General features: G+C 44.3%; 19 protein-coding genes and 2 tRNA genes. 9 read left to right on the top strand and 12 right to left on the bottom strand.

Going from position 1 to position 26,219, the window contains the following annotated elements; all coding sequences use genetic code 11:
• Positions 1 to 35 precede the first annotated feature (35 nt).
• Positions 36 to 1,022 (bottom strand): GNAT family N-acetyltransferase, encoded by a 987-nt coding sequence (locus ANME2D_RS15395; RefSeq protein WP_048093442.1) that lies wholly within the window; start codon positions 1,020 to 1,022, stop codon positions 36 to 38.
• Between the two features lie 101 nt (positions 1,023 to 1,123).
• On the opposite strand from ANME2D_RS15395, the gene ANME2D_RS15390 reads away from it, so the two are divergent.
• Positions 1,124 to 2,485 carry an aspartate aminotransferase family protein gene (locus ANME2D_RS15390; RefSeq protein WP_048093440.1) on the top strand — a complete coding sequence of 454 codons (1,362 nt, stop codon included), beginning with the start codon at positions 1,124 to 1,126 and terminating at the stop codon, positions 2,483 to 2,485.
• Here the strand turns inward: ANME2D_RS15390 and ANME2D_RS18275 are convergent.
• Complete coding sequence (locus tag ANME2D_RS18275; protein ID WP_048093438.1) at positions 2,482 to 3,426, bottom strand: hypothetical protein; 945 nt, start codon at positions 3,424 to 3,426, stop codon at positions 2,482 to 2,484. The genes ANME2D_RS15390 and ANME2D_RS18275 overlap by 4 nt on opposite strands.
• A gap of 17 nt (positions 3,427 to 3,443) precedes the next feature.
• Positions 3,444 to 4,694: an Nre family DNA repair protein gene (locus ANME2D_RS15380; protein ID WP_048093436.1), complete on the bottom strand. Its 1,251-nt coding sequence runs from the start codon at positions 4,692 to 4,694 to the stop codon at positions 3,444 to 3,446.
• A 100-nt stretch (positions 4,695 to 4,794) separates the two neighbouring features.
• Between ANME2D_RS15380 and ANME2D_RS15375 the strand changes: the two genes are divergently transcribed.
• Both ANME2D_RS15375 and ANME2D_RS17165 read left to right on the top strand, forming a co-directional pair.
• Positions 4,795 to 5,274 carry a 6-pyruvoyl trahydropterin synthase family protein gene (locus ANME2D_RS15375; protein ID WP_048093434.1) on the top strand — a complete coding sequence of 160 codons (480 nt, stop codon included), beginning with the start codon at positions 4,795 to 4,797 and terminating at the stop codon, positions 5,272 to 5,274.
• A gap of 172 nt (positions 5,275 to 5,446) precedes the next feature.
• Positions 5,447 to 6,412 (top strand): hypothetical protein, encoded by a 966-nt coding sequence (locus ANME2D_RS17165; RefSeq protein ID WP_052368982.1) that lies wholly within the window; start codon positions 5,447 to 5,449, stop codon positions 6,410 to 6,412.
• 3 nt (positions 6,413 to 6,415) lie between these two features.
• On the opposite strand, the gene ANME2D_RS18270 is transcribed toward ANME2D_RS17165, so the two are convergent.
• The 7 genes from ANME2D_RS18270 to ANME2D_RS15340 form a co-directional block, all read right to left on the bottom strand.
• The gene (locus tag ANME2D_RS18270; protein WP_157834170.1) at positions 6,416 to 6,577 is read right to left on the bottom strand and encodes a hypothetical protein; all 162 of its coding nucleotides are present in this window, start codon (positions 6,575 to 6,577) and stop codon (positions 6,416 to 6,418) included.
• A gap of 2 nt (positions 6,578 to 6,579) precedes the next feature.
• Positions 6,580 to 7,368, bottom strand: a complete 789-nt coding sequence (gene trpA, locus ANME2D_RS15365) for a tryptophan synthase subunit alpha (RefSeq protein WP_048093432.1) — start codon at positions 7,366 to 7,368, stop codon at positions 6,580 to 6,582.
• Positions 7,365 to 8,552 carry a tryptophan synthase subunit beta gene (trpB, locus tag ANME2D_RS15360; protein ID WP_048093430.1) on the bottom strand — a complete coding sequence of 396 codons (1,188 nt, stop codon included), beginning with the start codon at positions 8,550 to 8,552 and terminating at the stop codon, positions 7,365 to 7,367. The genes trpA and trpB overlap by 4 nt, the downstream gene beginning before the upstream one ends.
• A gap of 9 nt (positions 8,553 to 8,561) precedes the next feature.
• Positions 8,562 to 9,320, bottom strand: coding sequence for an indole-3-glycerol-phosphate synthase (locus ANME2D_RS15355; RefSeq protein ID WP_048093428.1), 759 nt, complete (start codon positions 9,318 to 9,320; stop codon positions 8,562 to 8,564).
• A 152-nt stretch (positions 9,321 to 9,472) separates the two neighbouring features.
• Positions 9,473 to 12,649 carry a PAS domain S-box protein gene (locus ANME2D_RS17160; protein WP_198527451.1) on the bottom strand — a complete coding sequence of 1,059 codons (3,177 nt, stop codon included), beginning with the start codon at positions 12,647 to 12,649 and terminating at the stop codon, positions 9,473 to 9,475.
• Between the two features lie 609 nt (positions 12,650 to 13,258).
• Positions 13,259 to 13,368, bottom strand: a tRNA-Met gene (locus tag ANME2D_RS15345).
• A 73-nt stretch (positions 13,369 to 13,441) separates the two neighbouring features.
• Positions 13,442 to 13,526: transfer RNA gene (locus ANME2D_RS15340), tRNA-Leu, on the bottom strand.
• Positions 13,527 to 13,686: 160 nt separating this feature from the next.
• Between ANME2D_RS15340 and ANME2D_RS15335 the strand changes: the two genes are divergently transcribed.
• Together ANME2D_RS15335 and ANME2D_RS15330 are read left to right on the top strand one after the other, a co-directional pair.
• Positions 13,687 to 14,268, top strand: coding sequence for a 30S ribosomal protein S3ae (locus ANME2D_RS15335; protein WP_048093426.1), 582 nt, complete (start codon positions 13,687 to 13,689; stop codon positions 14,266 to 14,268).
• A gap of 189 nt (positions 14,269 to 14,457) precedes the next feature.
• Entirely contained in the window at positions 14,458 to 15,717 is a 1,260-nt protein-coding gene (locus tag ANME2D_RS15330) for a hypothetical protein (protein ID WP_048093423.1), read from the top strand.
• 1 nt (position 15,718) lies between these two features.
• Here the strand turns inward: ANME2D_RS15330 and purQ are convergent, their stop codons facing one another.
• The gene (purQ, locus tag ANME2D_RS15325) at positions 15,719 to 16,504 is read right to left on the bottom strand and encodes a phosphoribosylformylglycinamidine synthase I (protein ID WP_048093421.1); all 786 of its coding nucleotides are present in this window, start codon (positions 16,502 to 16,504) and stop codon (positions 15,719 to 15,721) included.
• Complete coding sequence (locus ANME2D_RS17155) at positions 16,501 to 19,998, bottom strand: PAS domain S-box protein (protein WP_052368980.1); 3,498 nt, start codon at positions 19,996 to 19,998, stop codon at positions 16,501 to 16,503. The genes purQ and ANME2D_RS17155 overlap by 4 nt, the downstream gene beginning before the upstream one ends.
• Before the next feature lie 573 nt (positions 19,999 to 20,571).
• On the opposite strand from ANME2D_RS17155, the gene ANME2D_RS15315 reads away from it, so the two are divergent.
• The 4 genes from ANME2D_RS15315 to ANME2D_RS15300 all read left to right on the top strand — a co-directional run bounded on the left by ANME2D_RS15315 (position 20,572) and on the right by ANME2D_RS15300 (position 25,902).
• Complete coding sequence (locus ANME2D_RS15315; RefSeq protein WP_048093419.1) at positions 20,572 to 21,546, top strand: chymotrypsin family serine protease; 975 nt, start codon at positions 20,572 to 20,574, stop codon at positions 21,544 to 21,546.
• Positions 21,547 to 21,784: 238 nt separating this feature from the next.
• Entirely contained in the window at positions 21,785 to 21,955 is a 171-nt protein-coding gene (locus ANME2D_RS15310; RefSeq protein ID WP_048093418.1) for a 4Fe-4S binding protein, read from the top strand.
• Positions 21,956 to 21,980: 25 nt separating this feature from the next.
• The gene (asd, locus tag ANME2D_RS15305; RefSeq protein WP_048093416.1) at positions 21,981 to 23,009 is read left to right on the top strand and encodes an aspartate-semialdehyde dehydrogenase; all 1,029 of its coding nucleotides are present in this window, start codon (positions 21,981 to 21,983) and stop codon (positions 23,007 to 23,009) included.
• Positions 23,010 to 23,298: 289 nt separating this feature from the next.
• Positions 23,299 to 25,902 (top strand): PEP/pyruvate-binding domain-containing protein, encoded by a 2,604-nt coding sequence (locus ANME2D_RS15300; protein WP_198527450.1) that lies wholly within the window; start codon positions 23,299 to 23,301, stop codon positions 25,900 to 25,902.
• Positions 25,903 to 26,219 lie beyond the last annotated feature (317 nt).

Raw genomic sequence — 26,219 nt, 5'->3', positions numbered from 1 at the left:
TTCTCAGCTCTGGAAAAGAGCACATACTCAAAGCTTTAGCTTAAAAAAGGTGAGTAGTTACACTTTTTGATGATTTGAGATAGAGTATCACCAGGATCTAGCAGGATAACAAAAAAATCCCATCTGGCATCAAATAGGATGTTATTGAAACATCCTATAAGGTTTAACATAGCATCAGAGCTGTTCGGTTCAAATGCGTGATCTGTGACATAATATACCTTAAAAAATTCTTCTTCAGCAGGTATCTTCGGCATTCTACTAAACAGATTCAAAAATCCAAATACCTTTTTCATAACTTTCCATGCAAACGGCACTTTAGCAAAATACATTCTCTGCAGTACTGAGCAATCCCATAACCCTGCACATGCCACAATTTTACCATCATCTTTAACTACCCAGAAATTCTCCAATCCGTAGGCAGGGATTCTATTCACATAAGATTCAAAGCTCTCAGGAGTGTATGGCACAAAATGCGTACGCTTCGCATAATAAGCATTAATAAGGCTCACTGCATCAGGAACATCGGTTCTATTAATACGTTCTATTTTAAATTTCTGTGCAATATTAGCTCTTTTATAGACAGGTAATGCATATGATTTAAAATTTCCGATGTTAGAATAACCAAGCTCTTTAAACAAAGTTTTAGAGGCATAGTTAGGTCCAAATATAAAACAATAGATATAACCAGAACCACTACCTTGTGCGTTCTTCTCTGCTTCCATTACAAGTTTTGTAGCAATTCCTTTTCTCCTGAATTCCGGATGTATCATTACCTCAACTAAATATACATATGATTCCCTCTGGATCGGATTGTGTTTTATAGTCCAGCCAATCCAGCCTGCGACTACTCCTTCCTCTTCGGCTACAAGGATGTTCCAATTGTCATATAGCTCATATCTGGCAATAGCATTCGGACTTTTGTCAACCCCAATTGCATATCTCTCATTACCCTGCGGGCACAGCTTCTCTATATCTAACATAGCTGAGTTATCGCGTTCCTTAAAAGGTCTAATTAAAACCATTCGGTGTCTCCCAATAACTTAACTCCGTCTTCCATTACCAATGCCTTATATAAACTTAAAGAGATAGGATTTAAAACATGGTAAGTTGAGAAGGTGAGATAATGAAGGAACACAGGCAAATAATAACCTTCGAGGAGGCACTCAAATCCACACGGCGAAATTCAATAGAGCTCTTTAAAAAACATGTCAATCCAGAGGAGGCGAACCTGTTGAAGCTTGCTAATGTGGATAAGCGCTATATTCGTGCAGAGGGCATTTATCTGTATGATGATGAGGGAAAGAGCTACATGGATTTCTCTGCTGGCTACGGTGCACTGAATCTGGGCCATAATCCCCCTGAGGTACTGGAAGCGGTCAGAAATGCATCCTCTCTCCCATCAATTCTTTTAGCGGGTTACAATCATTTGATGGGAGCTTTAGCAGCCAATCTCTCGGAGCTCCTTCCAGGCAACCTTACCATGACAGCTTTTGGGAGCGGAGGCGCTGAGGCTGTCGAGCTGGCCTTAAAAACTGCCAGGGCTTACTCTCATCGGAAAAAGTTTATCTCATGCCATAATGCCTACCACGGGCTGACCTTCGGGGCGTTATCAGTCGGTGGAGCCACAAGATACAGGAGAGTTTTCGGCCCGCTGCTGGAGCACTGCGAGACCATCCCTTTTGGGGACCTCGAATCGCTTGAGCAGAAGCTTCGTGGAGGGGATGTTGCTGCATTCATCATAGAGCCGGTACAGGGCGAAGGTGGGGCAATTGTTCCTCCCTGCGGTTATCTGAAGGATGCTGAGGAGCTGTGTCACAGATACGGTGCGCTCCTTATCCTTGATGAGATCCAGACCGGGTTCGGGCGCACAGGTAAATTATTTGCACTTGAGTACGATGGGGCGGTGCCCGATATTGTCATTCTCTCAAAATCGCTGGGTGCAGGTGTTATCCCGATCAGTGTTTCCGTAACTACAGAGGAAATATGGAAAAAGGCTTTTGGGGCGCGTGATAGATTCGATCTGGTTATCTCAACCTTTGGAGGAAACCCGGGAGCCTGCGCCGCGGCCCTGAAGACAATTGAGATTACGCTCAGGGATGATCTTTCAGGACGTGCTGCCGATATAGGACGCTATTCAAAAGAAAGGCTGGAGATGCTAAAATCAAAGCACAGCCTTATAAAAGAAATACGGGGCAAAGGCCTGATGCTGGGCATTGAGCTCAACTCTCCTTCTATAGGAGGTGCTGCCCTGCGCGAGAACCTGGCCCCTATGATAATCAGTCACCTGCTCAATAACCATGGAATCCTCACATCCTACTATGATCTCGCTCCTTTGGTTCTGAGATTTGAGCCGCCGCTGACCGTCACAAAAGACCAGGTTGATAAGGCGGTGGATTCACTCGATGCTGCATTCAGCAAAGGTGTAGTGGGTCTGGGTGCAGCTTTCGGAAAGTCGGCACTTGGCAGGATCATCAGATCTCCTTAAAAGAATCTGTTTTCCAGTCTTATCCTGACTTTCAGATCGGAGAGCATCAGAGATAAAAACCCTAATACAGCGAGATAAGATATTAATGTCCCGATGATTATGCCGTACGCAGGGTATAACAGCCATACCATGAATGAATACAGCCCGGTACCACTCAGTCCTATAGGTGCGCTTTTTATAACATTAAAGCTCATGCCCTTTCCATTTTTTAAGTGAAGAAGAACCAGGACAGGAGTAATTGTACCGGGAAATGATGAGAACAGCCCGCCCCATATATATCCTATCGAATCCCCGAGGATTACAACCACTGCCACAACACTGCCTCCAAACAAACCCCTGAAAATGATCTCTTTTGTAGATAAGAGCTTTAGTTTTTCTTGCTTTTTTTCTTGCTTTTTTTCTTGCTTTTTTTCTTGCTTTTTTTCTTGCTTTTTTTCTTGCTTTTTTTCTTGCTTTTTTTCTTGCATTCTTTTAAAGATCATATAAGAGATAATAGCGGCAATCCACAGAGATACAAGGGATATCCAGCCGTTTGTCACAGAGAACTGACTGAGGATTAAAATAGAGATAAAATATCCTGTAAATCCAAATAAAAGCCCGGATATGATCTCCTTGATTTTTTCCATTCTATCATTTTTATCATTCTCACTCTTGTCTGTATTTTTTCCAATGTACTCAGGCAATCTGATCCCGACAGCAAATAGACCCATATATACCAGATCTGCTATAGCTCCAATAGGATTCCAGATTGCAGCTTTGCTTGAAAAATAAATTCCCTGTGATAAGGCCATGAACAGCAGTGATAGGAACGTAATAACAGGCAGGCACATTATGATGCCAGCTATTTTAGGGGACTTTTTTTCTGCTATTACTGTAATAGCAATAATTAAGACGCTTCCTAATATGAAGTAAACAAAATATTTTACAGGATCAGGCAACATGGTCTAATCCTCCAGAATTATAGAAAATCCTCAAGCCCCCGCTGGAATAATGTATCCTTCAATACAGTGCTCTCCTTTATCCACCGCTCCTTCGGAATAACAAGCCGCATGGAGATATATTCAAAAGCCTCATCCAGGGAGTGGAATTTTCTGGGAGCTGTCCTGAGTGCAGCCCTCACGTTCTCCCTCACGTTCCATACACCCACTGGCATGATATAGCCGGGATGTGCTTCTCTCAATATTACCACGCGCGCCTGCCTTTTCTCTTTTACAAGGTACTCATTCACAGCAAGCCGTGCAGCGTAATAGCAGCCTCCGATCTCAGCGTATGTGGTTCTGCCCTCATAACCCTCAGAGGATGCCATTATCACAACATCTTTCCCGAAAGGGTTCCAGACCGTATTGGGATACCATGCCTCGATAAGCTCATAACTCCAGGCTCTCGGTATCATCAAAACCACAAACCGATTATCAAGCTGCCATGATTCAAAAACCATATGCTCGTTAATTATCGGAAAATCCTTCATGTTCTCCATAAGCTGGGCGGATATCATGCTGTCAACAGCGGTAATACTCCATCGTGTGGGAACAAAACGGCGCGCTTTGCCCTCTCCAAAGGCTCCAACGCTGAATGCTTTCTGGATGCTTGAGACAAAAGTACCTCTATTATACAGATCAAGAACAGCATCCTTTGCCCTGAGATCTGTATCATTGTATGCTTTTTCCATCCTCTGGTCAAATTTAGTACTGCCTACATCAATCCTCTTTAGGGGGGCGGTCGGGCCAAATGGCTGGACCTCATCATCGAGCACCAGCCTTACCGCCGGCTTTTTTAGGAACTCTGCCTCCACATCGATAGGGGATGGGCAAAGCGCCATCTCTCTTGTTGCTTCTATGATCCGGCTGCCCTCAAGGTCTCTTATATGCACACGATGCTTTCCCCGCACAAGCTGGGAGCGGAAATCAACAATATCATCGATACTTTTACCAATCCACATCTCTGGAGTATCAAGAATGGCTGTATCACCATGTGAGGGAGGGATCAGAGGACCTACAGATACGTATGGGTACCCTATCCTTCCTACAAATACACCGGGCGGAGATGAGCCATCAATGTTCAGACTGTCGGTGAGAGGCTTTATTTTAATATTAGAATAGAACTTTATAAGGACAGGACATCTCGTTTTTCCGCATAATAACTTTGCACCCCGACAGAGAACGCAAAGTGAACCACTGCCGTTGCTGAATAACGAATCTGATGAATCCATACGCTGATAGATGATATCAGGACATATAAAATAAATGCAAGCTATATGAAACAAAATCCGTCAAAAGAGTTATACCCAGGGGAGTAATTAAGAAAGTCCCATGTTCATTGAAATCGATGGCTGGATGGCAAAAATGCGATTCTCAGCATGCCATTTCATACCTGATCACCCTAAATGCGGCTGTCTTCACGGCCATACATATGCAGTTAGCGTGCGGATCGAGGGCGAACAGATCGGGGAGTTCCTTATCGATTTTGAGAAAGTGAAGAAAATAGTCAACAGTATCTGTGACAGGCTCGATCACAGGGTACTGATCGCAGAAAAAGATCCGCGCCTGCGGATAGAGAGAAAGGAAGGTATATCCATTGAGATCATTGAGAGTAAAAAGCGATACCTGTTGCCATCTGAGGATGTCACGTTACTTCCAACAAGATCGGCAAGTGCTGAGGATCTGTGCAAGTATTTTACATCAGAGATAGCAAGTGCGCTAAAATCAAGCGGTGCATATAACATCAAAAGTATTCAGGTCAGGGTGGATGAGGGGATAGGGCAGGGTGCAGGCTGTGAATTAGAGATGTGACACCTATCAGGAGTATTTACTCGGTGTATATATTTTCAATAGATGGTCTAACCTCTTAACGTTTTTTATGTATAGAAACTTATATAGTTATTGACATCACCATTAGATGGTGGGAATTATGCACATATGTAATTCATTGTGCTAATTTATAGAGTTAAGGAGTGATTAAATAATGAGACTAAAAGTAGCAGCTGTAGTTATCGTATCTGCCATAGTGTTATCTTTATTTGTATTTCTGACAGCGAGTACAGGAGCGGATAAAGATACGGATTTAGAAATAACCACTTCTACGCCTCAAGTTAACTCAGTGATTAACTCAGAGCCTGCAACACTTGCTTTAGCATCCGATACACTATCACCAATAGATTGGGAAGTACGGTCATGTACGCTCAACGATAATGGTGCAACTCTTGATTTAAAAGTCAAGAACAATGGAGATAATACAGAGAATGTGAGGGTAATATTTGATCTTTCTAACAGTGGTCGCGTTGAAAAGAACTTTGATATCGCTCCTAAACAGATTCTAGTGATGGACATTCCAATAACCAGTAAAGATGGTAATGCTACAGTCTCTATATATGTCAATGGAGAATTGACAGAACAGAGAGATATATCAGTCTCCTGCGTTAGTAGAGCAGGTTCAAGCAACTCAGGTGGTTCATTAAAAGCTGATAACAGTTTCCCAGTGGTTATACAAACCATAGCGGCATCGGAAACATCAGACGACTCTACAACATCAGATGACTCTACAACATCAGATGACTCTACAACATCAGACGACTCTACATCAGACGACTCTACATCAGACGATTCTACATCAGATGACTCTACATCAGATGACTCTACAACATCAGATGACTCTACAACATCAGACGACTCTACATCAGACGACTCTGCAACATCAGATGACTCTACATCAGATGACTCTACATCAGATGACTCTACATCAGATGACTCTACATCAGATGACTCTACATCAGATGACTCTACATCAGATGACTCTACAACACCAGACGACTCTATATACGGTGACCTTCCTTCAGATCCTGCAGAGATTCCGGAATTCCCTACAATAGTGCTTCCTCTTGCTTTCGCTGTAGCTATAATCTTTGTAGTGCAGAGGATAAAACGTGATTAGAATCTAAAGTGAATACCTCTCAAGTCTCGATGGACATATCCCCGCGCCGACTGTCATGACCGAACCGCACTCAGGACACTCGATCTCAAGTGAACCTGAGTCGGTCAGGTTCAGTCGCATTGCAGTATTCCCGCATGGGCAAGCTAATCTCTTCTTTTCTGTCATGGTTATTTCTCCTTCACCGCCCTTATCCCATCCTTCAACTCCCTTGCCAGTGCTTCAAGCCTCTGCTCGGTATCTTTCCCGCTTGCAATTATATCAACGAATGCAGAGCCCACGATCACCCCGTCAGCCCCTGCGTGGATTATCTCAGCGGCCTGCTTTCCGTTCGAGATCCCGAATCCCACAGCTTTGGGGGTGGCGGTCTTTACCCTTTTAATCAGTTCCTGGGTCGAGCTTGCAATATCCGACCGTGCACCTGTAACACCGAGGCGCGCCACAAGGTAGATAAAGCCTGTTCCCCGTGATAAGATCCGATCCATTCTGGCCCCGGTAGTCGTGGGAGCCACAAGGAATATGAGATCAATATCATATTCACTGCAGAGAAGAGCAAGTTCCTCTGATTCCTCTGCAGGAAGATCTGGAACAATGATACCTGATATACCTGATGATGCGCAGTCCTTTACGAACGTCTCAAGCCCCCTTTTGAATATCAGGTTATAGTAGGTCATTACCACAAGCGGGGTATTGACACGAAGAGCACCAACCGTCTTAAAATAAACATCAGGCGTCATCCCGCCATTCAATGCCCTCTCAATCCCGGCCTGGATGGTAGGGCCGTCAGCAGTAGGGTCTGAAAAAGGCAGACCAAGTTCAATAATATCAGCCCCGCCCTTTATAAGCGATACAACATACCTCTTTGTGTCATCTGGCGTGGGGTCGCCAGCGCAGATATAGGCAATCAGGGCACCTTCATTCTTTCTCTTCAGCTCATTGAATTTATCACCTATCCTCATTTTCTCACCCCCATCACCGTCTCAAGGTCTTTATCTCCCCTTCCTGATATGTTTATCACCACGATATCACCCAGTTCTCCTGATTCTGCCGCTTTTTTGACATATGCAACAGCATGGGAGGATTCAAGAGCTGGGATTATACCCTCAAGCCTGCAGAGATCATGGAATGCCTCAAGTGCCTCGCTGTCCATTGAACTGCACGGTCTGATCCTGCCTGTATCAGCAAGGTAAGCAAGTTCAGGACCTACACCTGCGTAATCCAGCCCTGCGGCTATCGAGCTTGATTCAAGTATCTGTCCGTACTTATTCTGCAGTACTTTTGTGCGCATGCCGTGAAGCACACCCTCTTCTCCCATGCACAGGGATGCGGAGTGCAGTGCCTCCTTCTCTGTAGTCTTCATGCCGCTTCCTCCAGCCTCAACGGCAAACAGATCAACATCATCGTCTATAAATGGATAAAAAATCCCCATTGCATTGCTCCCCCCGCCTGTGCATGCCACGATAGAGTCAGGGAGTTGTCCCTCTTTCTCCATTATCTGCGTGCGCACTTCTTTTCCTATGACGCTCTGAAAATCCCGTACCATGGCAGGATAGGGATGCGGGCCCACGACTGAACCCATCATATAATGGGTTGTCTCTACACTGGTAGCCCAGTCGCGCATTGCCTCGTTGATGGCGTCCTTTAAGGTCTGTGAGCCGCTTTTAACAGGTATCACTTTTGTACCCATAAGTTCCATCCTGTAAACATTCATTCTCTGGCGCTGTGTATCTTTTGCGCCCATGTAGATCTCTGTCTTTATACCAAAGGCAGCGCCAGCCATTGCACATGCAGTGCCGTGCTGACCTGCTCCCGTCTCTGCAATTATCCTTTTTTTACCCATGTACCTGGTCAGGAGCGCCTGACCAAGCGTATTATTCAGCTTATGGGCGCCGCCGTGGACGAGGTCCTCGCGCTTGAGGTAAACCTTTACTCCATACTCCCTGCTGAGCTGCCTTGCATAATACAGTGGAGAAGGGCGTCCTGCAAAGTCCCTGAGGTAATAATCCAGTTCCTTATTAAAGGTGGGGTCATCCCTGTATCTTTCATATTGCTCTGTGAGTTCTTCAAGGGCAGGCATCAATATTTCAGGTACGAACTGTCCGCCGTATCTGCCGAATTTTGTTGATCTGATCTCCTGTTTCATGTCTATATCCTACCTGTTCAATGCATTTACTAACTCATAGGTTCTATCGTAAATATTTCCCTGCATAATAGATGTTCCTACAAGAATCGCATCCGCTCCTGCGTCGATCATACGTATAGCATCTTCAGGGCTTGATATCCCGCTTTCGCTTATAATTATTCTATCATTGATAAGCGGTGCCAGCTTCTCGGTAGTAGATATATCCACTACCATTGTGGTGAGGTCCCGATTGTTAATCCCTATGATATCTGTGCTAGTTGAGAGTGCATTCTCAAGCTCCTTTTCGTTATGCACCTCAACCAGGGTTTTACGGCCACACATAATTGCCTCATTCACAAAGTCACCCAGCTTATCATCCAGAATCCCTGCTATCAGCAGGAGCATATCGCTCTCTGCTTCATAAACCTGGTTTATATCGATTATGAAATCCTTTCTCAACACAGGAATCCCCACAGCCTGCCTTACATAATTCAGGTTTTCGATACTGCCTTTGAAGAAGCGGGGTTCTGTGAGTACGGAAATAGCCGCAGCACCCCCTGCTTCCATCTGTCCTGCTATCTCTACTGCGCCTTCTGGAGTTACGCTCCTGATAAATCTGGCTGGAGAGGAGGGTTTGACCTCAGCGATAATGGGGATCTGGTTCCTCTGCTTTCTGGATTCTATGCTCATCCTGAAATTCCGTGAGATTACCTTTCCTTTTTTCATATCCTTGATAGAGGGAATTCTCATTCTTGTTGCTTCAAGTATATCATTGATTACCGGGTGCATAAGTATCCTCAACTAATCGTACATTTTAGTCCGTTAACGTACGATTATGTTCGTTGTATATAAGGATTGTGGAGTTAGCAGTATCTACGGAGAGGAGGGTTGCGCATAAGTTAACATGGCTTATTCTCTCACATAATTCTATTCTGAAAACCCTATTTCGCACTTAAAACCTCATATACGGTTTTCAACAATATCTCAGCTGTATAAGGCTTTGGCAAAAAAGCGTTTGTATGATTTATGATATTTCTAAGTTTATCTCTCTCTGCTAATCCGCTAACTACGATAATTTTGACTTCTGGATTAATTTTGCGAATTGCCTGGATGCTCGCCTGACCATCCATAACTGGCATCATCATATCCATAAGAACAACTCTGATTTTATCTTTATTTTGAGCATACTCTGCTACTGCCTGTGCACCATCTTCGGCTGTAAGCACTTTATACCCATACGTTTTCAACGTTAAGCTGGTAATCTCACGAATTGAGCCTTCGTCTTCAGCAACGAGAATCAATTCTCCATACCCGACAGGTAATTCAAGCTTATGCTCTTCTATTCTTTGTATTTCAGTTTTAATCGCCGACAAATAGACTCTAAATGCAGTTCCTTTACCAACTTCACTTTGCACATCTATAAATCCACCGTGGCTCTTCACAATTCCAAGAGATGTTGAAAGACCGAGTCCTGTTCCTTTTCCATGTGCTTTGGTCGTAAAAAATGGTTCGAAAATCTTGTCCATTATTTCAGGAGGAATACCAGTCCCCGTATCAGAGACCGTGATGACAATATACTGACCAACTTTGGCTTCGATATTCATCCGTACATAGATCTCATCGACATAAAAATTCGAAGCTGTGATACTTAAGTTACCACCATCTGGCATTGCATCACGTGCATTCATGCACAAGTTCATTAAAACCTGATGTAATTGTGTAGCATCCCCTGATGACATCCAGAGATCTTTTTGTATATCAGCTCTGATTTTGATATTTCTTGGAAATGTCTCTTTTGCGACCTTCTCGATTTCAGTAATAATATGTTTTACTTGAAGGGGTTTGCGTTCACCCTCTATGCCCCGTGCGAATAACATAACTTGCTTTATTAAATTAGCTGCCCGCTCAGAGTTATTTTCAAGAATAGTAAGCAATTTTTGGCTCTGTCCATCGTTCAATTTTTCTTTTAACATCTGGATAGATAATGTTATTGGTGTCAGCACATTGTTGAGATCATGCGCTATTCCGCCTGCAAGCATGCCTATGCTCTCCAGCCTTTGAGTACGGAGGTTTTGTTCTTCGAGCTTCTTCTTCTCAGTGATATCCGTATTTATTACAAGTATTGATTTCGGTTTTTCTTCGCCATCATGTACAAGAGTCCAGCGGCTTTCGACAATGATTTCCTTACCCTCTTTTGTTCGTTGCCGCAACTCGCCCATCCACTCTCCATTTCCAATTACGCTCTTCATGACCTCTATAAGCTGGGGCGGCTCTTCTTTATAGAGCAACTCATCGGTATTTTTGCCTATAGCTTCCTCTGCTGTCCAGCCGTATATGCTCACAGCACTTTTATTCCAGTAGGTGATGCGGTGCTCTAAATCTCTAACGATAATAGCATCCTGCGCTTTATCGAGAAGAGCTGCTTGCTCTTGTATCTGCTCCTCAGCCTGCTTGCGCTCTTCAATTTCAGCCTGCAATGCCTGATTAGATTCTTCCAGTTCTGTTGTTCGTTCCTGGACACGTAGTTCTAATTCATCGTGCGCTTTATGCAGCGTCTCCTCAGCCCGCTTGCGCTCGGTGATGTCCATTGAAATAACAGCGCACTGACCGTGGAGTGGCGAGAAAGCATAAAACTGAGCCCAGCGGCCTGTCGAGACTGCGTAGTGCTCCCCGGACTCGTCCTTTCCGGTAAGGCCAACCCTACAGATTATATCAAACCACTTCTGCGCTGCGGTCCCCCCTCCGGCCGCCATAATATCACTATGTTTACGGCCTACGAGTTGCTCACGAGAATTGCCAGAATACCGCTCCAATGCAGGGTTCACTTCCAAGAAGCGATAATCAACAGGGCGGCCTTGTTCGTCAGTAATCACTTCCATGAGGGAAAAATTTTCCTGCATCGTCTCAAAGAGCCTCCGATACCGCTCCTCACTCTCCCGCAGCGCCTCCTCAGCCTGCTTGCGCTCGGTGATATCTCGGTTTATTGCGATTGCGCCGATAACATTCCCCGCCTCATCTTTCAATGCTGAAACTGAGGCCATAATAGCTATCTCTCTGCCATCTTTATGCTTCTGGGTAACCTCGGCACACCAGTCGCCCTTCTGGAGTACGTCGTTTACTACGTCCTGCCGACTGATTCCAGATGAATAGCTGGTTTGCAGAAAATCCATCGCATGCTTGCCAATGGCTTCTTCCGCTTTCCATCCATAGGTATTCTCTGCGGCCTTGTTCAAACCGGTAATGGTGAAGCTCTTGTCGCTAACAATGATGGCGTCTGTGACACTGTCCAGTAAAAGGTTCAGGTTAGATTTCCGCATATGGAAAAAGCTGGCCAGTGCTTCACCGGTTGATATGCGTTCTGCTCTTGCTTTTTTCAATATAACCAGTGCCGCTATAAGCATGTAGATTCCGCCGAGCAACTGAGCAACCCGTAACATCCAATTGAATGGCGTGCCAAGCGATATCAGCACCAGGTTTCCAGTCAATGATAGGGACGTCAGCAGCAACCCCAGCGCGTACCAGTGGAGCAGAGCAGCTTTTGACCTCAAGTATTGTTGGAAAATCATCAAACCCGCAAGGATGAATAGAAATGCAGTTATGCTCTGTAGCATCTGACGCAGAGCAGTCGGGCCTACCCCCAGGACAAAGAACGGCGGCAAGACGTTCTGGACACTGACTAAGGTGATTACAATGACAAAAGCCAATGTGCCAAAGTAGACCTGCAGTACAGTAGTCAACCGCCCGGCACCACGCTCTTGAGGGGGAATCTTGTTGAGCGCGAAGAAGGCTCCAAGGAAATGAAGTGAGCCGGCAATGAGGGAAACAATAGTGAAATCGGTTACTGCAACATTGGGCTCCCATACCCTTATCCAGTTGCTCAAAAGTACTGCCAGTCCAAAAGCGAGTGTCCCGATCCCCATCCACATGACAGGCCAGGCCCCGGTACGTACAAAACTGCGAACAGCGATGACTGCGATAAAAAAGGATGGGAGCATGACGAACACAATGTTAAGGGCAAGAGTCAGGCTTGTAGAATCGTAGCTTTCTTTAATATCCAGCAGATAGAAGGCAATCGTCAGAACAAACATCAGGATTACCAACCACAAAGCCGGAGGCATGAGGCGCTCCATAAAGCCGTATGTCTCTTGTTGGTTATCTAATGATGCAGACTGTAGCTGCAACCGATCCTGCAATACTTTCTTAACCTTCTTACGTAGAGTTTTCGGTTCGCCTGATTTCATTTTTTACCATGCCAAATGGCAGTAATTTTACCTGACTTATTCGTATCTTGATGTCTTGATGTGGTTCATTACTCCCATTCCTACTATATATTCGGATATGTATGCCCGTCTATATCCTTCGCTGGACTCGGATTTATTAAATTTAACTTACACCGGATGTAATATTATCACTCATCAATGAGACAAAGACGTATATTAACATAATTGTTAAATATAATATATATTAACGAATAAAATCAGGGGCTTTTTGATGCTGCTTAGGATAATCTTTTTTCTTTCCGTTTTTCAACGTATAGGAAAGTATAAACGCATTTCTTCCTCCTCATCTTGAAATCTGATAGTCTAAAAACAACGAACATAAACGAACTGGAACGAACTCCAAGAGTTCGTTTTGAGTTAGTATAAGTTCGTTGTTAATAATTTTGCCCCCGCAGGGGCTTTCTTGAAAAGAGAACTAAGGACTTGACTATAGATGTGGTTAAGATATGCCCAGGACGGGATCCGAACCCGTGACCTCCAGATTTCTCAGGAGACTGAAAGCGCCTCTTCAAATTACCCTATGAGTCTGGCGCCCTAACCAACTAGGCCACCTGGGCACAATTGTACCCTAATGCAAAGGGGAGTATTAAAATATATCTATGACTTTGAGTTAAGCTATAACTGTGAGGATGCGGGGGAAGGGATTCGAACCCTTGAACTCCTGCGAGAATAGATCTTGAGTCTATCACCTTTGGCCGGGCTTGGTTACCCCCGCGCAACGGGCTGTATTGAATTGTCCTTATCTAACTTAAGGATGTCGTTTTTCAATATATAAACCAATATATTAAATAGTATTAAGTATCTAACACTTTATTAGGTAGATGATTTGTGAATATACTTCATAATCTTAATACTATTAATCTGGAGGAACTTATTTGGCAGTAACAAAAGCAGAAGGATGGAAAGCAAAACAATGGTACAACCTAGTTGCACCTGACATGTTTGGAAAAGCAAATATCGGAGAGACAGTAGCTGATGCACCAGAGAAATTGATCGGAAGGGTCGTTGAAGTAACCCTCGGGGAGTTGACGAATGATCTTTCAAAACAGAACATCAAGTTGCTTCTGAAAGTGGATCACGTTGGAGGCGACTCTGCATACACAAGATTCACAGGTCACCAGCTTACGCAGGATTACCTGCGCTCACTTGTAAAGAGACAGACATCGAGTGTAGAGACAAACGTATCAGTAAAGACAAAGGATGATTATACCCTAAAGGTAAAACCATCTTGCTTCACTATAAAAAGAGCACGGGCGAACCAGATAAAAGAAATACGCCAGATAATGAATAACGTCATAGCATCAAGGGCAAAAGAACTTGATATGGCTCAGTTCATCCAGGAAGTTATAACTGGAAAACTCTCGGCTAATATTTATCATGACGTTAAACAGGTTTATCCCCTGCGAAGAGTAGAGGTTAGAAAAACAGAGGTAGAGGCCGCACCTGCTGCAGCATAACCTTTTTGTGGAACTCTATCAGTTGATGTTATTGGCTGGCATACGACCTATAGCATCAATTATAATTGCTTTTATTTCATGGAACCGATATACAGAGTACTGAACGTATCCTAAACTTGATATACTATCTCGTAAATATTGCATATAGATAATCCCATGCGGATTTAGCTGGGTAATAAAGGATATAAATTGAACTGGATTAACAGACTTTTTGGTAAAAAACAGCAGTCTGCAACCGAGATAGGGTTTGATGAGCTTCCTGTATGGCTTGAGTCTATCTCAGGAGGATTATCAGATGATCTGGGCAGGCATGCATATTCGCTGTATTCTGATATAGGGAATGCCCTGGAAGAGATAAAGAGAAGTACATCACTACTTGAAGAAGCAAGACCAGAGGGACGATTTCATCTTAAAATGGTGAAAATCGCCACAAGTAACAGGGATAATATGGTAAAGCAGGTCAGGATATTTGTAGAGAATATAACCATACCTGAGACCGCTGATGTCAAAACCATCCTGGGTTTTCATGAAAGAACCATGCAGAGCCTGAATGTATGTCTTGAGAACATAACGAAGAGTTACCGATATGTTAAAATGGTGTTCCTTGAAGAATCAAAACAGGTAATCACAGATGTAAATATGCTTGGAAGGTATCTGAACCAGCTTGTAGAACCCATAAAGGAGAAGAAAGACCTGATTGATGCTGTTGAGAATGCCTCAAAAACAATACAGATTATAAGAGATATACATTCTGATATTGAGACCGAGAGAAGCTCAATAAAAGATAAAGAAGAAAAAATTGCCACTCTTGAGAATGAACTCAGAGAAAAACAAATAGCTCTCACCCGACTCAGGGACAGCAATGCCTGGAAAGAATACCTGCATTACAGGGATGAGCTTGCTGTGCTCAAGAGTAATGCAGAAAAAATAGAATCTGAGATCAATGGACTTATCCTGCGTTTGAATAAACCGCTAAACAGGCTTAAACAGCTAAGTGAAAGCGGAAGATATACACTTGCGCCACATGTCAGGGAATGGCTGTACCTGTGCTTATCAGATCCTAAATCTGTCGATCCTGAGTTCTTTGTTGAATTCAGGAACATAGCTGAAGGTAATGCACTGAATCTTACATCCGAGAAACATGATAAAGTGCTGGAGCAGCTTCGAATTGTCACTTCGTCCTTTGATTCATATCAAAAACAATATTATGCTCTTGTGCAGGATATTGAGAAGAAAAAAGATGAAATATCAAAGATGGATATCAACAAGGATGAGGCAAACATTACTGGCAGAATCGCGGTTCTACAGGATGGACTGGCTGCATCAGGCCGGGAACTTGATATATCAGTAAAACATCTTGCTTCTCTTACTGATGATCTTGAGCTTAAGAAACAGGAGCTGCAGCAGATTATATACACCATTGACAGCAGAATGAGGATTTTATTTTAATTTACGGATTTTCCCTCACATACTCAACCGCATTCCTGAATATCTGCATACCTGCCCCTTCTTCTGGTAATTCCTCCCGCGTCCATCCTGGATGGTTCGTCCTGTGCTGGAAAGCCTCTGGGTGCGGCATCATACCAAAGACCCTGCCTGTCTCATCGCATATGGCGGCGATACTATCCACCGAGCCGTTGGGATTAAATGGGTATCCGGCGAGGTTCCCTGCCCCATCCATGTATTGCAGAACGATATGGCTTCCTTTTCTTAACCTAGCAAGTACATCAGAGTTTTTAACCACAAATTTCCCTTCGCCGTGGCGTACTGGAAGATATATACTCTCTATTCCTTTTGTAAATATACATTTTGAGTTCTGATTTGTCTTCAGGTGTACCCATCTATCCTCGAACCTGCCTGAGTCATTAAAGGTAAGTGTGACTTCCTGGGTACTGTAATCACCGTTAAATCCAGGCAAAAGCCCCATCTTTACCATCGCCTGGAAACCATTGCATATCCCCAGGATCAGTTTACCTGTGTCTATGAATTCCTGAACCTGTCCTCCAAGATTATACTTTATCATGTTGGCTAATACCTTGCCAGAGGCGATATCATCCCCGAACGAGAATCCACCAGGAAGCGCCAGTATATCAAAATCCGACAGATTCCTTGTTCTGTTAATCAGGTCTGTGAGATGCACCCGCTCAGACTGTGCTCCTGCAACCCTGAAGGCATGCTGGGTTTCCATATCGCAGTTTATGCCAAAGCCTGTGAGGATGAGAACTTTTGGGATCATTTTATAACCTCGTGTATGGTCTTCAATAATCTCTCTGCAGTATAAGGTTTTGTCAGAAAAGCATGTACTTTAGTGTCTGCAACTTTAGCAAATTTGTCTTTATCTGCTAACCCACTAACCGCAATAATTTTGATGTTTGAATTAAGTTTACTCAGCGCTCGAATGCTGGCTGGCCCCTCCATAATCGGCATAATCATATCCATAAGAACAGCTTTAACCTCCTCTTTATGCTGCAGATATAATGATATTGCCTCAGCTCCATCAGCGGCTGTAATTACTCTGTACCCATATTTTTCCAGTGTTCTTCTGGTGATTTCACGTATCTGTACCTCATCATCAACAACGAGGATCAGTTCTCCATGTCCTACGGGAATCTCGTACTGTTGTTCTTCTGATCTCTGTGTCTCGGTTGTTTTAAGAGCAGGTAAATGGATCTTAAATGTCGTTCCTCTTCCAACCTCTGAATATATATTTATAAATCCGCCGTGGCTTTTTACAATTGCAAGAGCTGTTGATAATCCAAGACCTGTACCTTTACCTGGTTCTTTTGTCGTGAAAAATGGTTCAAAGACCCTGTCGAATATCTCAGGGGAAATACCATCTCCAGTATCCGAAACAGCAATAACGATGTATGGACCGACCTTAGCCTCGATATTCATTCGCACATAGTTGTCATCTATGAGGACATTTTCAGCAGTGATGCTCAAGATACCGCCATATGGCATTGCATCGCGTGCATTTACACAGAGATTCATTAGAACCTGATGCAGTTGTGTTGCATCTCCAGAGATCATCCAGATGCCTTTGAGTATATCAGTTCTAATTTCAATAGATCTTGGGAACGTCTCTTTTATGACCTTCACGATCTCGGCTATAATGTGTGTTACTTGAAGTGCTATACGTTCACCCTCAACCCCCCGTGCAAATGACATAACCTGCTTCACCATATTAGATCCACGCTGTGCGCTCCTTTCGACAATATCAAGTAACTTCTTGCTTTCTTCATCTGTAAATCTCTCTCGAAATAATTCCATGGATAGCATTATCGGTGTCAGTATATTGTTGATATCATGCGCTATGCCGCCGGCAAGTGTGCCTATGCTCTCCATGCGCTGGGCCCTGAGCAACTGCGCTTCCAGTTTTTTCTTCTCAGTGATATCTCTTACAACGGCATGCGCTTCCCGTTTACCCATGTAGGTACAGGGAATCACCACTACCTCTACATCTACGGGTGAACCATCAATCCTGAGGAACTTCTCTTCGATCAGCGGTACCTCCTTTCCTTCTTTCTCCATGCGGAGGCGCTCCTTGACGATGTCACAATAATCAGGGTGTATAATCCGGCGTATTGGGATTCCAATGAGTTCCTGTGGATTTGAGGCGCCCAGGATTTTTGCGGCTACAGGATTGACAAAAATAATCTCACGCAGGTTATGGACAATGATCCCATCTGGAGAGAACTCCACAAGACGGCGGTAGCGTTCCTCGCTGGCACGCAGGGCCTCTTCAGCCCGCATACGCTCGGTGATCTCAGCCTGCAGTGCTCTGTTGGCTTCCTCCAGTTCTGCTGTTCGTTCCTGGACCCGTAGCTCTAACTCATCATGCGCTCTGTGCAGTGCCTCCTCCATCCGCTTGCGCTCTGTGATATCTGTGATAATGCCCATAATGGCTATCGGCTCACCTCTGCTGTTTTTGATCACAGATGCATTCAGCCAGACCGGGAATGCATGCCCATCCTTATGCCTGACCATAACCTCCCCGATCCAGCGCCCTGTCTCTTTTATACCTGGAAGTATCACCGAGCTTGCGAACTCTGGATCTACATTCATTTCATTGACATGCCTTCCCTTGTACTCAGCAGGGGAGAAACCGTATATATCTTCTACAGCCCTGTTGGAATAGATTATATAGCCGTCAAGATCAGTGATTTGAACCCCGTTGGGGGCTTCTTCTACAGCCTCAGAAAACAGCATGAGCGATTCCTCTACCCGCCTGCGCTCAAGTGCATGTACAAAGATCTCTCCCACCATCTTGAGAAGTCGTATATCCTCTTCAGGCCATGTTTTTTCCACTCTCACTGAATCGAATCCAAGGAACCCGATAAGAGAGGTACCAGAGACCATAGGAACAACTATAAGGGATTTGATATCCTGCATCTGGAAATGCTCTTTTTCAGCATATGCTTCAGGCGGAAGATCTGTAACACGGGGAACATGAAAAGTCTTAAGTTTTTTTATTCTCTCTGCAAACCATGGCAGATCATCAACCGATAATCCTTTCAGGTTCTGGATCTGCGGCTCAATCCCATCGTCACACCACTCATGGGTATTATCCATCTTTATTCCGCCATCGTAGAACCTGAAAACATAGCTCCGATCAACACCGGCAAACTCCCCAATAGTTTTTAACGTGTGATCTATACTGCTATCAACTTCATCCGGCGAGATGTTGATAAAGTGTGTAGATATGCCAGCGATGAGCTTTTCCATTTCGATCCTGTGCTGTAATGCCTCTTCCGCATGCTTTCGTTCGGTGATATCTCTTGCGATTCCATGGACTCCAGCAATCTCCCCTTTCTCGTTTCTGAGAACCCTTACGTTGTGAAGAACATTTATAATCCTGCCGCTCTTTGACACCAGCCTGTTCTCATCAAGAAAATCGATGCTGTGTTCGATCATCTTCATGAATTTCTCTTCAGTTCTCTCCCGGTCGTCAGGATGAACCCACTTCAACCATGATTTGCCAATTGCCTCTTCTGGCGTAGTCTCCAGTATTCTGTAACCAGCATCGTTCATGAATACCTTGTTGCCCTCTCTGTCAGAGATATATATGATATCAGTTGTGAGTTCAACGAGGTTTCTGTATCTCTCCTCAGATTCCTTAATCAGCCTCTCAGCCCGCTTGCGCTCGGCATTTTCGATAAGCTCCCATTCACCCCCCCGTTTAGTAATAACGAAACGATGGGTACCGACCACGTCGATGACTTCCGATGCTCCACACCTATCAAGAGGATAAGTACAGATAGCCAGCATCCGGTATCTATCGATTGCATTGTTTACCTCTTTCTCATAATTAATCAGGTGTTCCCAGTCTATTTTTCCAGGCCAGATCGCATCGCCTGTTACCCTTATGCCGGCATAACCCTCTGCCAGTGCCTGGTTCAATTTATCAATCCAGGCATCAAGAACTCTGTGCAGATTGAAACCTCCGCCTTTGAGATACCATTCGGTATGCGGAACAATCTCTATATGTCCTTTTTCTAGATAGCTATCTAAATCAGGCACAGCCTTTATCATTGCTTCCATGGCATCTTTTTCACTAATAGGCTCTGAAGTAACCCACATGCAGAATTCGTTATTCTCTAATCCTGTTTTAAAATAAGGTACTAAAATATCAATTAAGTCCTCTCTGGTATGATAAAACAAACAGAAGTGCGTACCCCATGGTACCTGACCGACCCTATCGATTCCAGTATTTCTTCTTTTTTCTTCCATCTCATCTCACTCGAATTTTTAATAAATCGTACCCCTTGCGCTAGATATATATATGTTTCCATGATAATTTCTCAGCAGATAGCGTCACTTTACAGGCGAAATAGGTCTTGGAGAACCTATTCGTTCCGCAGTACCGCAGTAACTGCGGGAATTGAAGTCTGCACGAGTGGTCTCAGTAGGGGCACGATGAATCAGGAAGCCACCAGACAAGTCTGATGATGGTTCACTGAATCCCTTATTCCCCTATAAGAGTCCCATCCTTGTGGTATAATTGTTGTATTTAGTACCATACCGGGTCTCCTATTCTCTAATCCAGTATTTATTTGATGCAATCATACCAACCTATTTAAGAATTGCTCTTTGGTTTTATCTTAATCCTTCCCATAAAATAAAGGGAGTAGATGGTACTGACTTATTAGTTATAATAATTATGGTTATAATTTTTAACAACAATAAATTTATAAGTTGAGAAGTTATTAAAGAAGTAGTTAGTAGCCTGGTGAGTTGTCAGCTTATCCAGTCATTGTGGTAGATAGAATTCTTAAAATAAAGTTATCAAAGAGGTGAAATAATATGAAAAAGGCTATGATCTTGCTGGCTGTTGCAATAATCCTGATATCAATGGTCAGTGGAGCATCTCAACCAAAACTGAAAGAGGTAAGAGAGAAACATGAGGCTAAGTTATTCGCTATCGAAGGCGTTTCTGGTGTTTCTGTAGATGAGGATAAGAATGAAATCATCGTTTACATCGAAAGACCTGAAGTAAGCAGGAAAGTTCCAAAAGCCCTTGATGGTTTCCCTGTGAAATCAAGGGTGATAGGGAAAATACAGGCCCTGCAAACTACAACTGCAGCCCAGTTATCAATAACTACACAAGCAACAACATATTCAAGAACAGGAATAAATAGGCCGGTATTCGGCGGCATAAGTGTAGGGAACCCGTATATCACAGCAGGTACGCTCGGGTTGGTTACATATGATGGCTATGTTCTGAGCAATGCGCATGTCCTGGCGTTGAATGGCAGATCAAAGTTCCTTCCGATAGGAACTCCAATCCTGCAGCCGGGTAAATATGATGGAGGAACAAGTGATAATGAGATAGGGAAACTTCACAAGTACATACCAATTACATTCAATAACTTACGGGCAAATAACTATGCAGATGCGGCAATCTCTACTCTGGTCGTCAATGGGACTAAAGGTGAAGTCCTGGATGAGACAGATAATGGATTCTACACGATAAGTGGTACAACTGAAGTATTAAAAGGAGATACAGTGAGAAAAAGCGGAAGAACTACTGGTGTTACTACAAATACAGTTCAAGATACGCAGGCGTCAGTAAGAGTCTCCTACGGTAATAAATGGGCAATATTCAGGGATCAGATAATCGTCAATCACATCAATCAACCGTTCTCTAAGCCAGGAGACAGCGGCTCAGCAGTAGATAAAGATGGTAAATTTGTGGGGCTTGTGTTCGCAGGCTCTGATACTATCAGTGTTGTAAACAAGGCGAAGTATATCACTTCCGGTCTGGGCATATCAATATAGATACAGTAAAAAGAAAATCATAGGCATAATAAGTGCCTATTTTTTTCTACTTTGATGCGTTCTCTGTCCTGTTTTTGAAGAGAAGAAATTGAGCACGAATCTTTTTTCAATGTTATAATGCATAGAGCCTTTTGAGTTTGATATGTTCATCTTTCATTGTAAAATTGGGATTTACCAATTATGAACCGTTACTTTTATATTTCACTTGTTCAATGGGTAGGGGCTAAAGGTGATATAAATGCCAGCAAAAGTAAACCCTGATGAATGTACAGGATGTGGAATATGCGTAGATGAATGCCCTGCAACAGCGATAGAGCTGAACGATAAGGCTAAAGTGGATGAAGATGAATGCACCGACTGCGGTACATGTGTAGACTCATGCCCGAGCAGTGCAATCTCATTGGAATAAACAATAAATAACCAGCAGGGTAGCTATGGAAAAAATAAGGGCAGGAGTACTCGGTGCAACAGGCAATGTAGGCCAGAGATTCATTGAGATGTTGAGCAAGCATCCCTGGTTTGAGTTGACATCACTGGCAGCATCTGATCGGAGCGCAGGCAAGAGATACGGCGATGCAGCAAACTGGAGGCTTGATAGCAAGATCCCCCAGGATGCGGCTGGTATGACCATAGTGCCTGTCGATACAGAGAAAGTCAATGCAGATATCGTTTTCTCGGCTCTTCCTGCTGACCTTGCTAAAACTGTGGAACCTGAATTCGCAAAAGCAGGCTTTGTTGTTGCAAGTAATGCCAGTGCCATGCGGATGATGAAGGACATCCCGCTCGTTATTCCTGAGGTGAATCCTGAACACCTTGGGCTTATTGATGTCCAGCAGGATGAGCGCAACTGGGATGGCTATATAATTACAAACCCCAACTGCACTACTATCATGATGACCGTTACCCTGAAGCCACTTATGAAGTTCGGGATTGAGAGAATATACATATCCTCAATGCAGGCGATCTCAGGCGCAGGGTATGACGGCGTGGCTTCAATGGCGATCCTGGATAACGTGATCCCGTATATTGAAAAAGAAGAAGAGAAAGTAGAAACAGAGACCCGGAAACTTCTTGGCGAATTTGATGGAGGCAAGATCATCGATGCGCCGTTCGAGGTGAGCGCAAGCTGTCACAGGGTTATGGTAATAGACGGGCACACAGAAGCAATCTGGGTGGAGATGTCAGATGATCCATTCCCGGAAGAGGTTAAAGAGGCTTTCATGAGCTTTGATCCAGGACTGTCGGACCTGCCCACAGAGCCTAACCCTGTAATCGAGGTAAAGGAAGAGAAGGACCGCCCCCAGCCCCGCATGGACAGGAACATCGGCGGAGGGATGACAGTATCGGTTGGACGCATCCGCCCCGGTATACGCTACATCTGCATGGGGCATAATACTATAAGGGGCGCAGCAGGCGCAAGTGTCCTGAACGCAGAGCTGCTTAAGAAAATGGGGAAGCTTTAATAGAGCATCCCTAATGGATATCAAAATCATAGATATTGCCGTGAATGTGGATCATGTGCATATGTTTTTCAGTACCCGCCGAAATATTCCGTCAGTTTTATTACCAAGAAAATTAAAGGAAGATAAAGCAGGATATTGAGACAGGAATTTCCACATAATAGAGCAATAAGTATTTCAGAATTTAGATGGGAGAACTCTTCTGCAAAAGTATCTCGAATCGGGTATTGAAGATATGAGCACGAGTAAGAACCAATATTTTCTTAACTGGGATGAATCAGCAAATTCTGCCATGACTGAAGTTGGCGGCAAAGGGCAAAATCTGGGCCGCCTGAACCGCTATGGTTTTTTAGTTCCAGCGGGCGGTGTCCTGACTGCCAAGGCTTATCAGGATTTCATGCAGCATAACGGGCTGGCCGAGCCCATTCATGCGGCAGCTTCCATTAAGGCAGAAGATGCACTGGAAAACGAAGAAATGCTGGGAGAGATCAGGCGGAAAATCAACGAAGGTCATATACCCGAAGCCGTACGGAAGGAGCTGGCAGAGCGGCTTGCAGGTATAAGACTTCTTGATAAACCAGTGGCTGTAAGGTCATCTGCAACTGCTGAGGATTCAGCCCGCGCCTCATTTGCAGGAGTGCATGAATCATTTCTCAATGTAGCTGGGCTTCCAGATATATGCAGGGCTGTAAAAGGCTGCTACGCTTCCCTGTGGACGCCGCGTGCAGTGGCTTACAGACGCAAAATGGGATTGACTGATGATGAGGTGGCAGCAGCTGTAGTCATTATGGAACTTGTGCCTGCGGTGGCAGCCGGGGTGGCTTTCAGCTGCGATCCGCTGACAGGGCGGCGCGACAGGGTCGCTATCAGCGCCAATTTCGGTCTGGGGGAGTCGGTGGTCAGCGGATCTATAGAACCGGATGAGTACCTGTTAGATTCAAGAATTCTGCTGCCTAAGATTATTCAGAAGAAAATCGGAAGTAAGAAACAATACACGAGGTCCAGACTTGGATATGGTACGGAACTTGTAAGCTCAGGAGATGGCGCTAATAAACGACAGGTCCTTGATGACAGCCGGATTACTGAACTGGGTTTGCTAACTCTCCGTGTGCATGAGGCTCTGGGTTCAGGTACTGTTAATCAGGATATGGAATGGGCGTTTTATGGTAACAAATTTGTTGTTCTTCAGGCAAGACCTGTGACCAACCTTCATGAACCAAGCTTCCCTGAGACAGCAGGCCAGCCTGTCATCTGGTCAAACGCAAACTTAAAGGATGTAATGCCGCAGGTCCCGTCGACTATTACATGGAATCTTGCAAGCTGCATGCTTCCCAGAATGATGAGCGCTAACCTTCAGGCTGCAGGCTATCATGTGCCTCCCGGGATAAACTGGGTCAGGCTTTACAAAGGGAGGGGATACTTCAATCTTTCGGCGCTTCAATGGGGTTTCTATGATGCAATGGGATTCTTGCCTGGAAAAACCAATGAATTTATCGGTGGTCACCAGCCTGAGATCAAAGTTCCCGCCGGAAATCCCTTGAGCGGACTGAAAGGAATGAAACGAGTCCTGCGGCAAATATATTATGGTATCAATATCTTGCGGATCCAGGGCTCTGCCGAAACAATATTTAAAGATATCTGGGAAAAGGCTGATAGCTGGAATCAATTGAACTTCAGCGGCATGAATGAAAACGAACTTATTTCGCTTCTTTCGGAGATTAGGGAAAAATATGTAGAATATGCACCACCATACATGATTCTTGGTTCTTCGGCCTCACTACCTTTAGAGATGCTGGCCAGGGCACTAGATGCGGATTTTCCCGGCCGCGGTTACTCCCTTGCAAATGGCTTGCTTGCAGGAACCTCAGAAAAGATGACCAGCGCGGAGCACGGTTACAGGTTAATGGAGCTGGCACAGACAGCGCAAAGAGACGATGCTGCACGAAGGTACTTTATGGCCGAACACTTTGATTCTAAGGCATTTCAGAATGAAATTCCCGAAGGCTCGCAATTCAGGATCGAATTTGAAAAGTTCCTGAAAGATTATGGTCACCGCGGGGTTTATGAAAGTGATTTATTAAATCCTCGATGGCGGGAGGATCCGGGCTATTTACTTGAGAATATTCGTGCAGAATTGTTGTCCCCCAGAAATGCCGATTATAGAAAAGCTCAGGCCGAAAAGCGAAATACGGTAGAAAAAGAAATTGAAGAAAAACTAAAATGGAGTTTTCAGCGTATAAAGATCAGTATCTGGGCCAGGCAGGCTAGAAAGGGTGCAGAAATGAGAGAAATGGCCAGATCTGTTATGGTGAAGCCCTATGAATCCTCGCGCTTACTTTTGCAAGATATCGGTCGCCGTCTGGTGGATAAAGGGATATTGAATGAAAAGACCGATGTATATCACTGTGCCTTGCCGGAAATTATCGATATCCTTGCAGGTTACTGGGATGGAACTGGTTTAAAGATATTGGTTGAAGATCGAAAACGGATGCGAGAGGAATTATCCAATCTGGAGCCTCCAGATGTTATAATAGATGATTCGCCCCAGCCAAAAGTTCAGGCGCCTGAAGCGCGCGAGCAGGTACTGGCAGGCATAGGCGTGGCAGCAGGAAGGGCTTCTGGCAGGGCGCGACTAATCCGCCATCCCGGGGAAAATACCCGGCTGCAGGCAGGAGATGTTCTCGTAGCTCCGTCCACAGACCCGGGCTGGACGCCTCTGTTCTTAAGGGCAAACGCTCTGGTTATGGAAGTGGGCGGCACTCTCTCCCATGGAGCTATTGTGGCAAGGGAATACGGCATACCGGCGGTGGTCAATGTGCCAGGAGTGATGAAGACTTTGAAAGATGGAGAACAGCTTACTGTTGACGGTGATGAAGGGAAGGTATATCGTGCATAAACAGGAGAAACAGATGAAAATAGATACAATAGTAAGAATTGTATTCTTGAGCATAGTTCTCAATCATTCCTGATAATACGGCAGGCGTAAGGTTTGAAATTGCAGTTAACAACAAAGTGAAAACATTCCTGAAGTACTCAAGGAGTATAGTATCATGAAAATACTATTAATACAGCCAGCAAAAGCTCAGAAACTATTGGTGCAGAATATGTTTGGATTTTTAGGACAGAAAAAAGGCGCACAACTTGGAAGAACTGTAACTACTCACCTTTTTTAAGCTAAAGCTTTGAGTATGTGCTCTTTTCCAGAGCTGAGAA

Source organism: Candidatus Methanoperedens nitratireducens, assembly GCF_000685155.1.
Taxonomy (GTDB): Archaea; Halobacteriota; Methanosarcinia; order Methanosarcinales; family Methanoperedenaceae; genus Methanoperedens; species Methanoperedens nitratireducens.
The sequence above is the reverse complement of the archived record's forward strand: the minus strand, read 5'-3'. Positions and strand labels throughout refer to the sequence as shown.

Coding starts and splice junctions, on each gene's coding strand:
- ANME2D_RS15395 (WP_048093442.1), bottom strand. CDS start 1,022: ATGGTTTTAATTAGACCTTTTAAGGAACGCGATAACTCAGCTATGTTA.
- ANME2D_RS15390 (WP_048093440.1), top strand. CDS start 1,124: ATGAAGGAACACAGGCAAATAATAACCTTCGAGGAGGCACTCAAATCC.
- ANME2D_RS18275 (WP_048093438.1), bottom strand. CDS start 3,426: ATGTTGCCTGATCCTGTAAAATATTTTGTTTACTTCATATTAGGAAGC.
- ANME2D_RS15380 (WP_048093436.1), bottom strand. CDS start 4,694: ATGGATTCATCAGATTCGTTATTCAGCAACGGCAGTGGTTCACTTTGC.
- ANME2D_RS15375 (WP_048093434.1), top strand. CDS start 4,795: ATGTTCATTGAAATCGATGGCTGGATGGCAAAAATGCGATTCTCAGCA.
- ANME2D_RS17165 (WP_052368982.1), top strand. CDS start 5,447: ATGAGACTAAAAGTAGCAGCTGTAGTTATCGTATCTGCCATAGTGTTA.
- ANME2D_RS18270 (WP_157834170.1), bottom strand. CDS start 6,577: ATGACAGAAAAGAAGAGATTAGCTTGCCCATGCGGGAATACTGCAATG.
- trpA (WP_048093432.1), bottom strand. CDS start 7,368: ATGAGGATAGGTGATAAATTCAATGAGCTGAAGAGAAAGAATGAAGGT.
- trpB (WP_048093430.1), bottom strand. CDS start 8,552: ATGAAACAGGAGATCAGATCAACAAAATTCGGCAGATACGGCGGACAG.
- ANME2D_RS15355 (WP_048093428.1), bottom strand. CDS start 9,320: ATGCACCCGGTAATCAATGATATACTTGAAGCAACAAGAATGAGAATT.
- ANME2D_RS17160 (WP_198527451.1), bottom strand. CDS start 12,649: ATGCCTCCGGCTTTGTGGTTGGTAATCCTGATGTTTGTTCTGACGATT.
- purQ (WP_048093421.1), bottom strand. CDS start 16,504: ATGATCCCAAAAGTTCTCATCCTCACAGGCTTTGGCATAAACTGCGAT.
- ANME2D_RS17155 (WP_052368980.1), bottom strand. CDS start 19,998: ATGGAAGAAAAAAGAAGAAATACTGGAATCGATAGGGTCGGTCAGGTA.
- ANME2D_RS15315 (WP_048093419.1), top strand. CDS start 20,572: ATGAAAAAGGCTATGATCTTGCTGGCTGTTGCAATAATCCTGATATCA.
- ANME2D_RS15310 (WP_048093418.1), top strand. CDS start 21,785: ATGCCAGCAAAAGTAAACCCTGATGAATGTACAGGATGTGGAATATGC.
- asd (WP_048093416.1), top strand. CDS start 21,981: ATGGAAAAAATAAGGGCAGGAGTACTCGGTGCAACAGGCAATGTAGGC.
- ANME2D_RS15300 (WP_198527450.1), top strand. CDS start 23,299: ATGACTGAAGTTGGCGGCAAAGGGCAAAATCTGGGCCGCCTGAACCGC.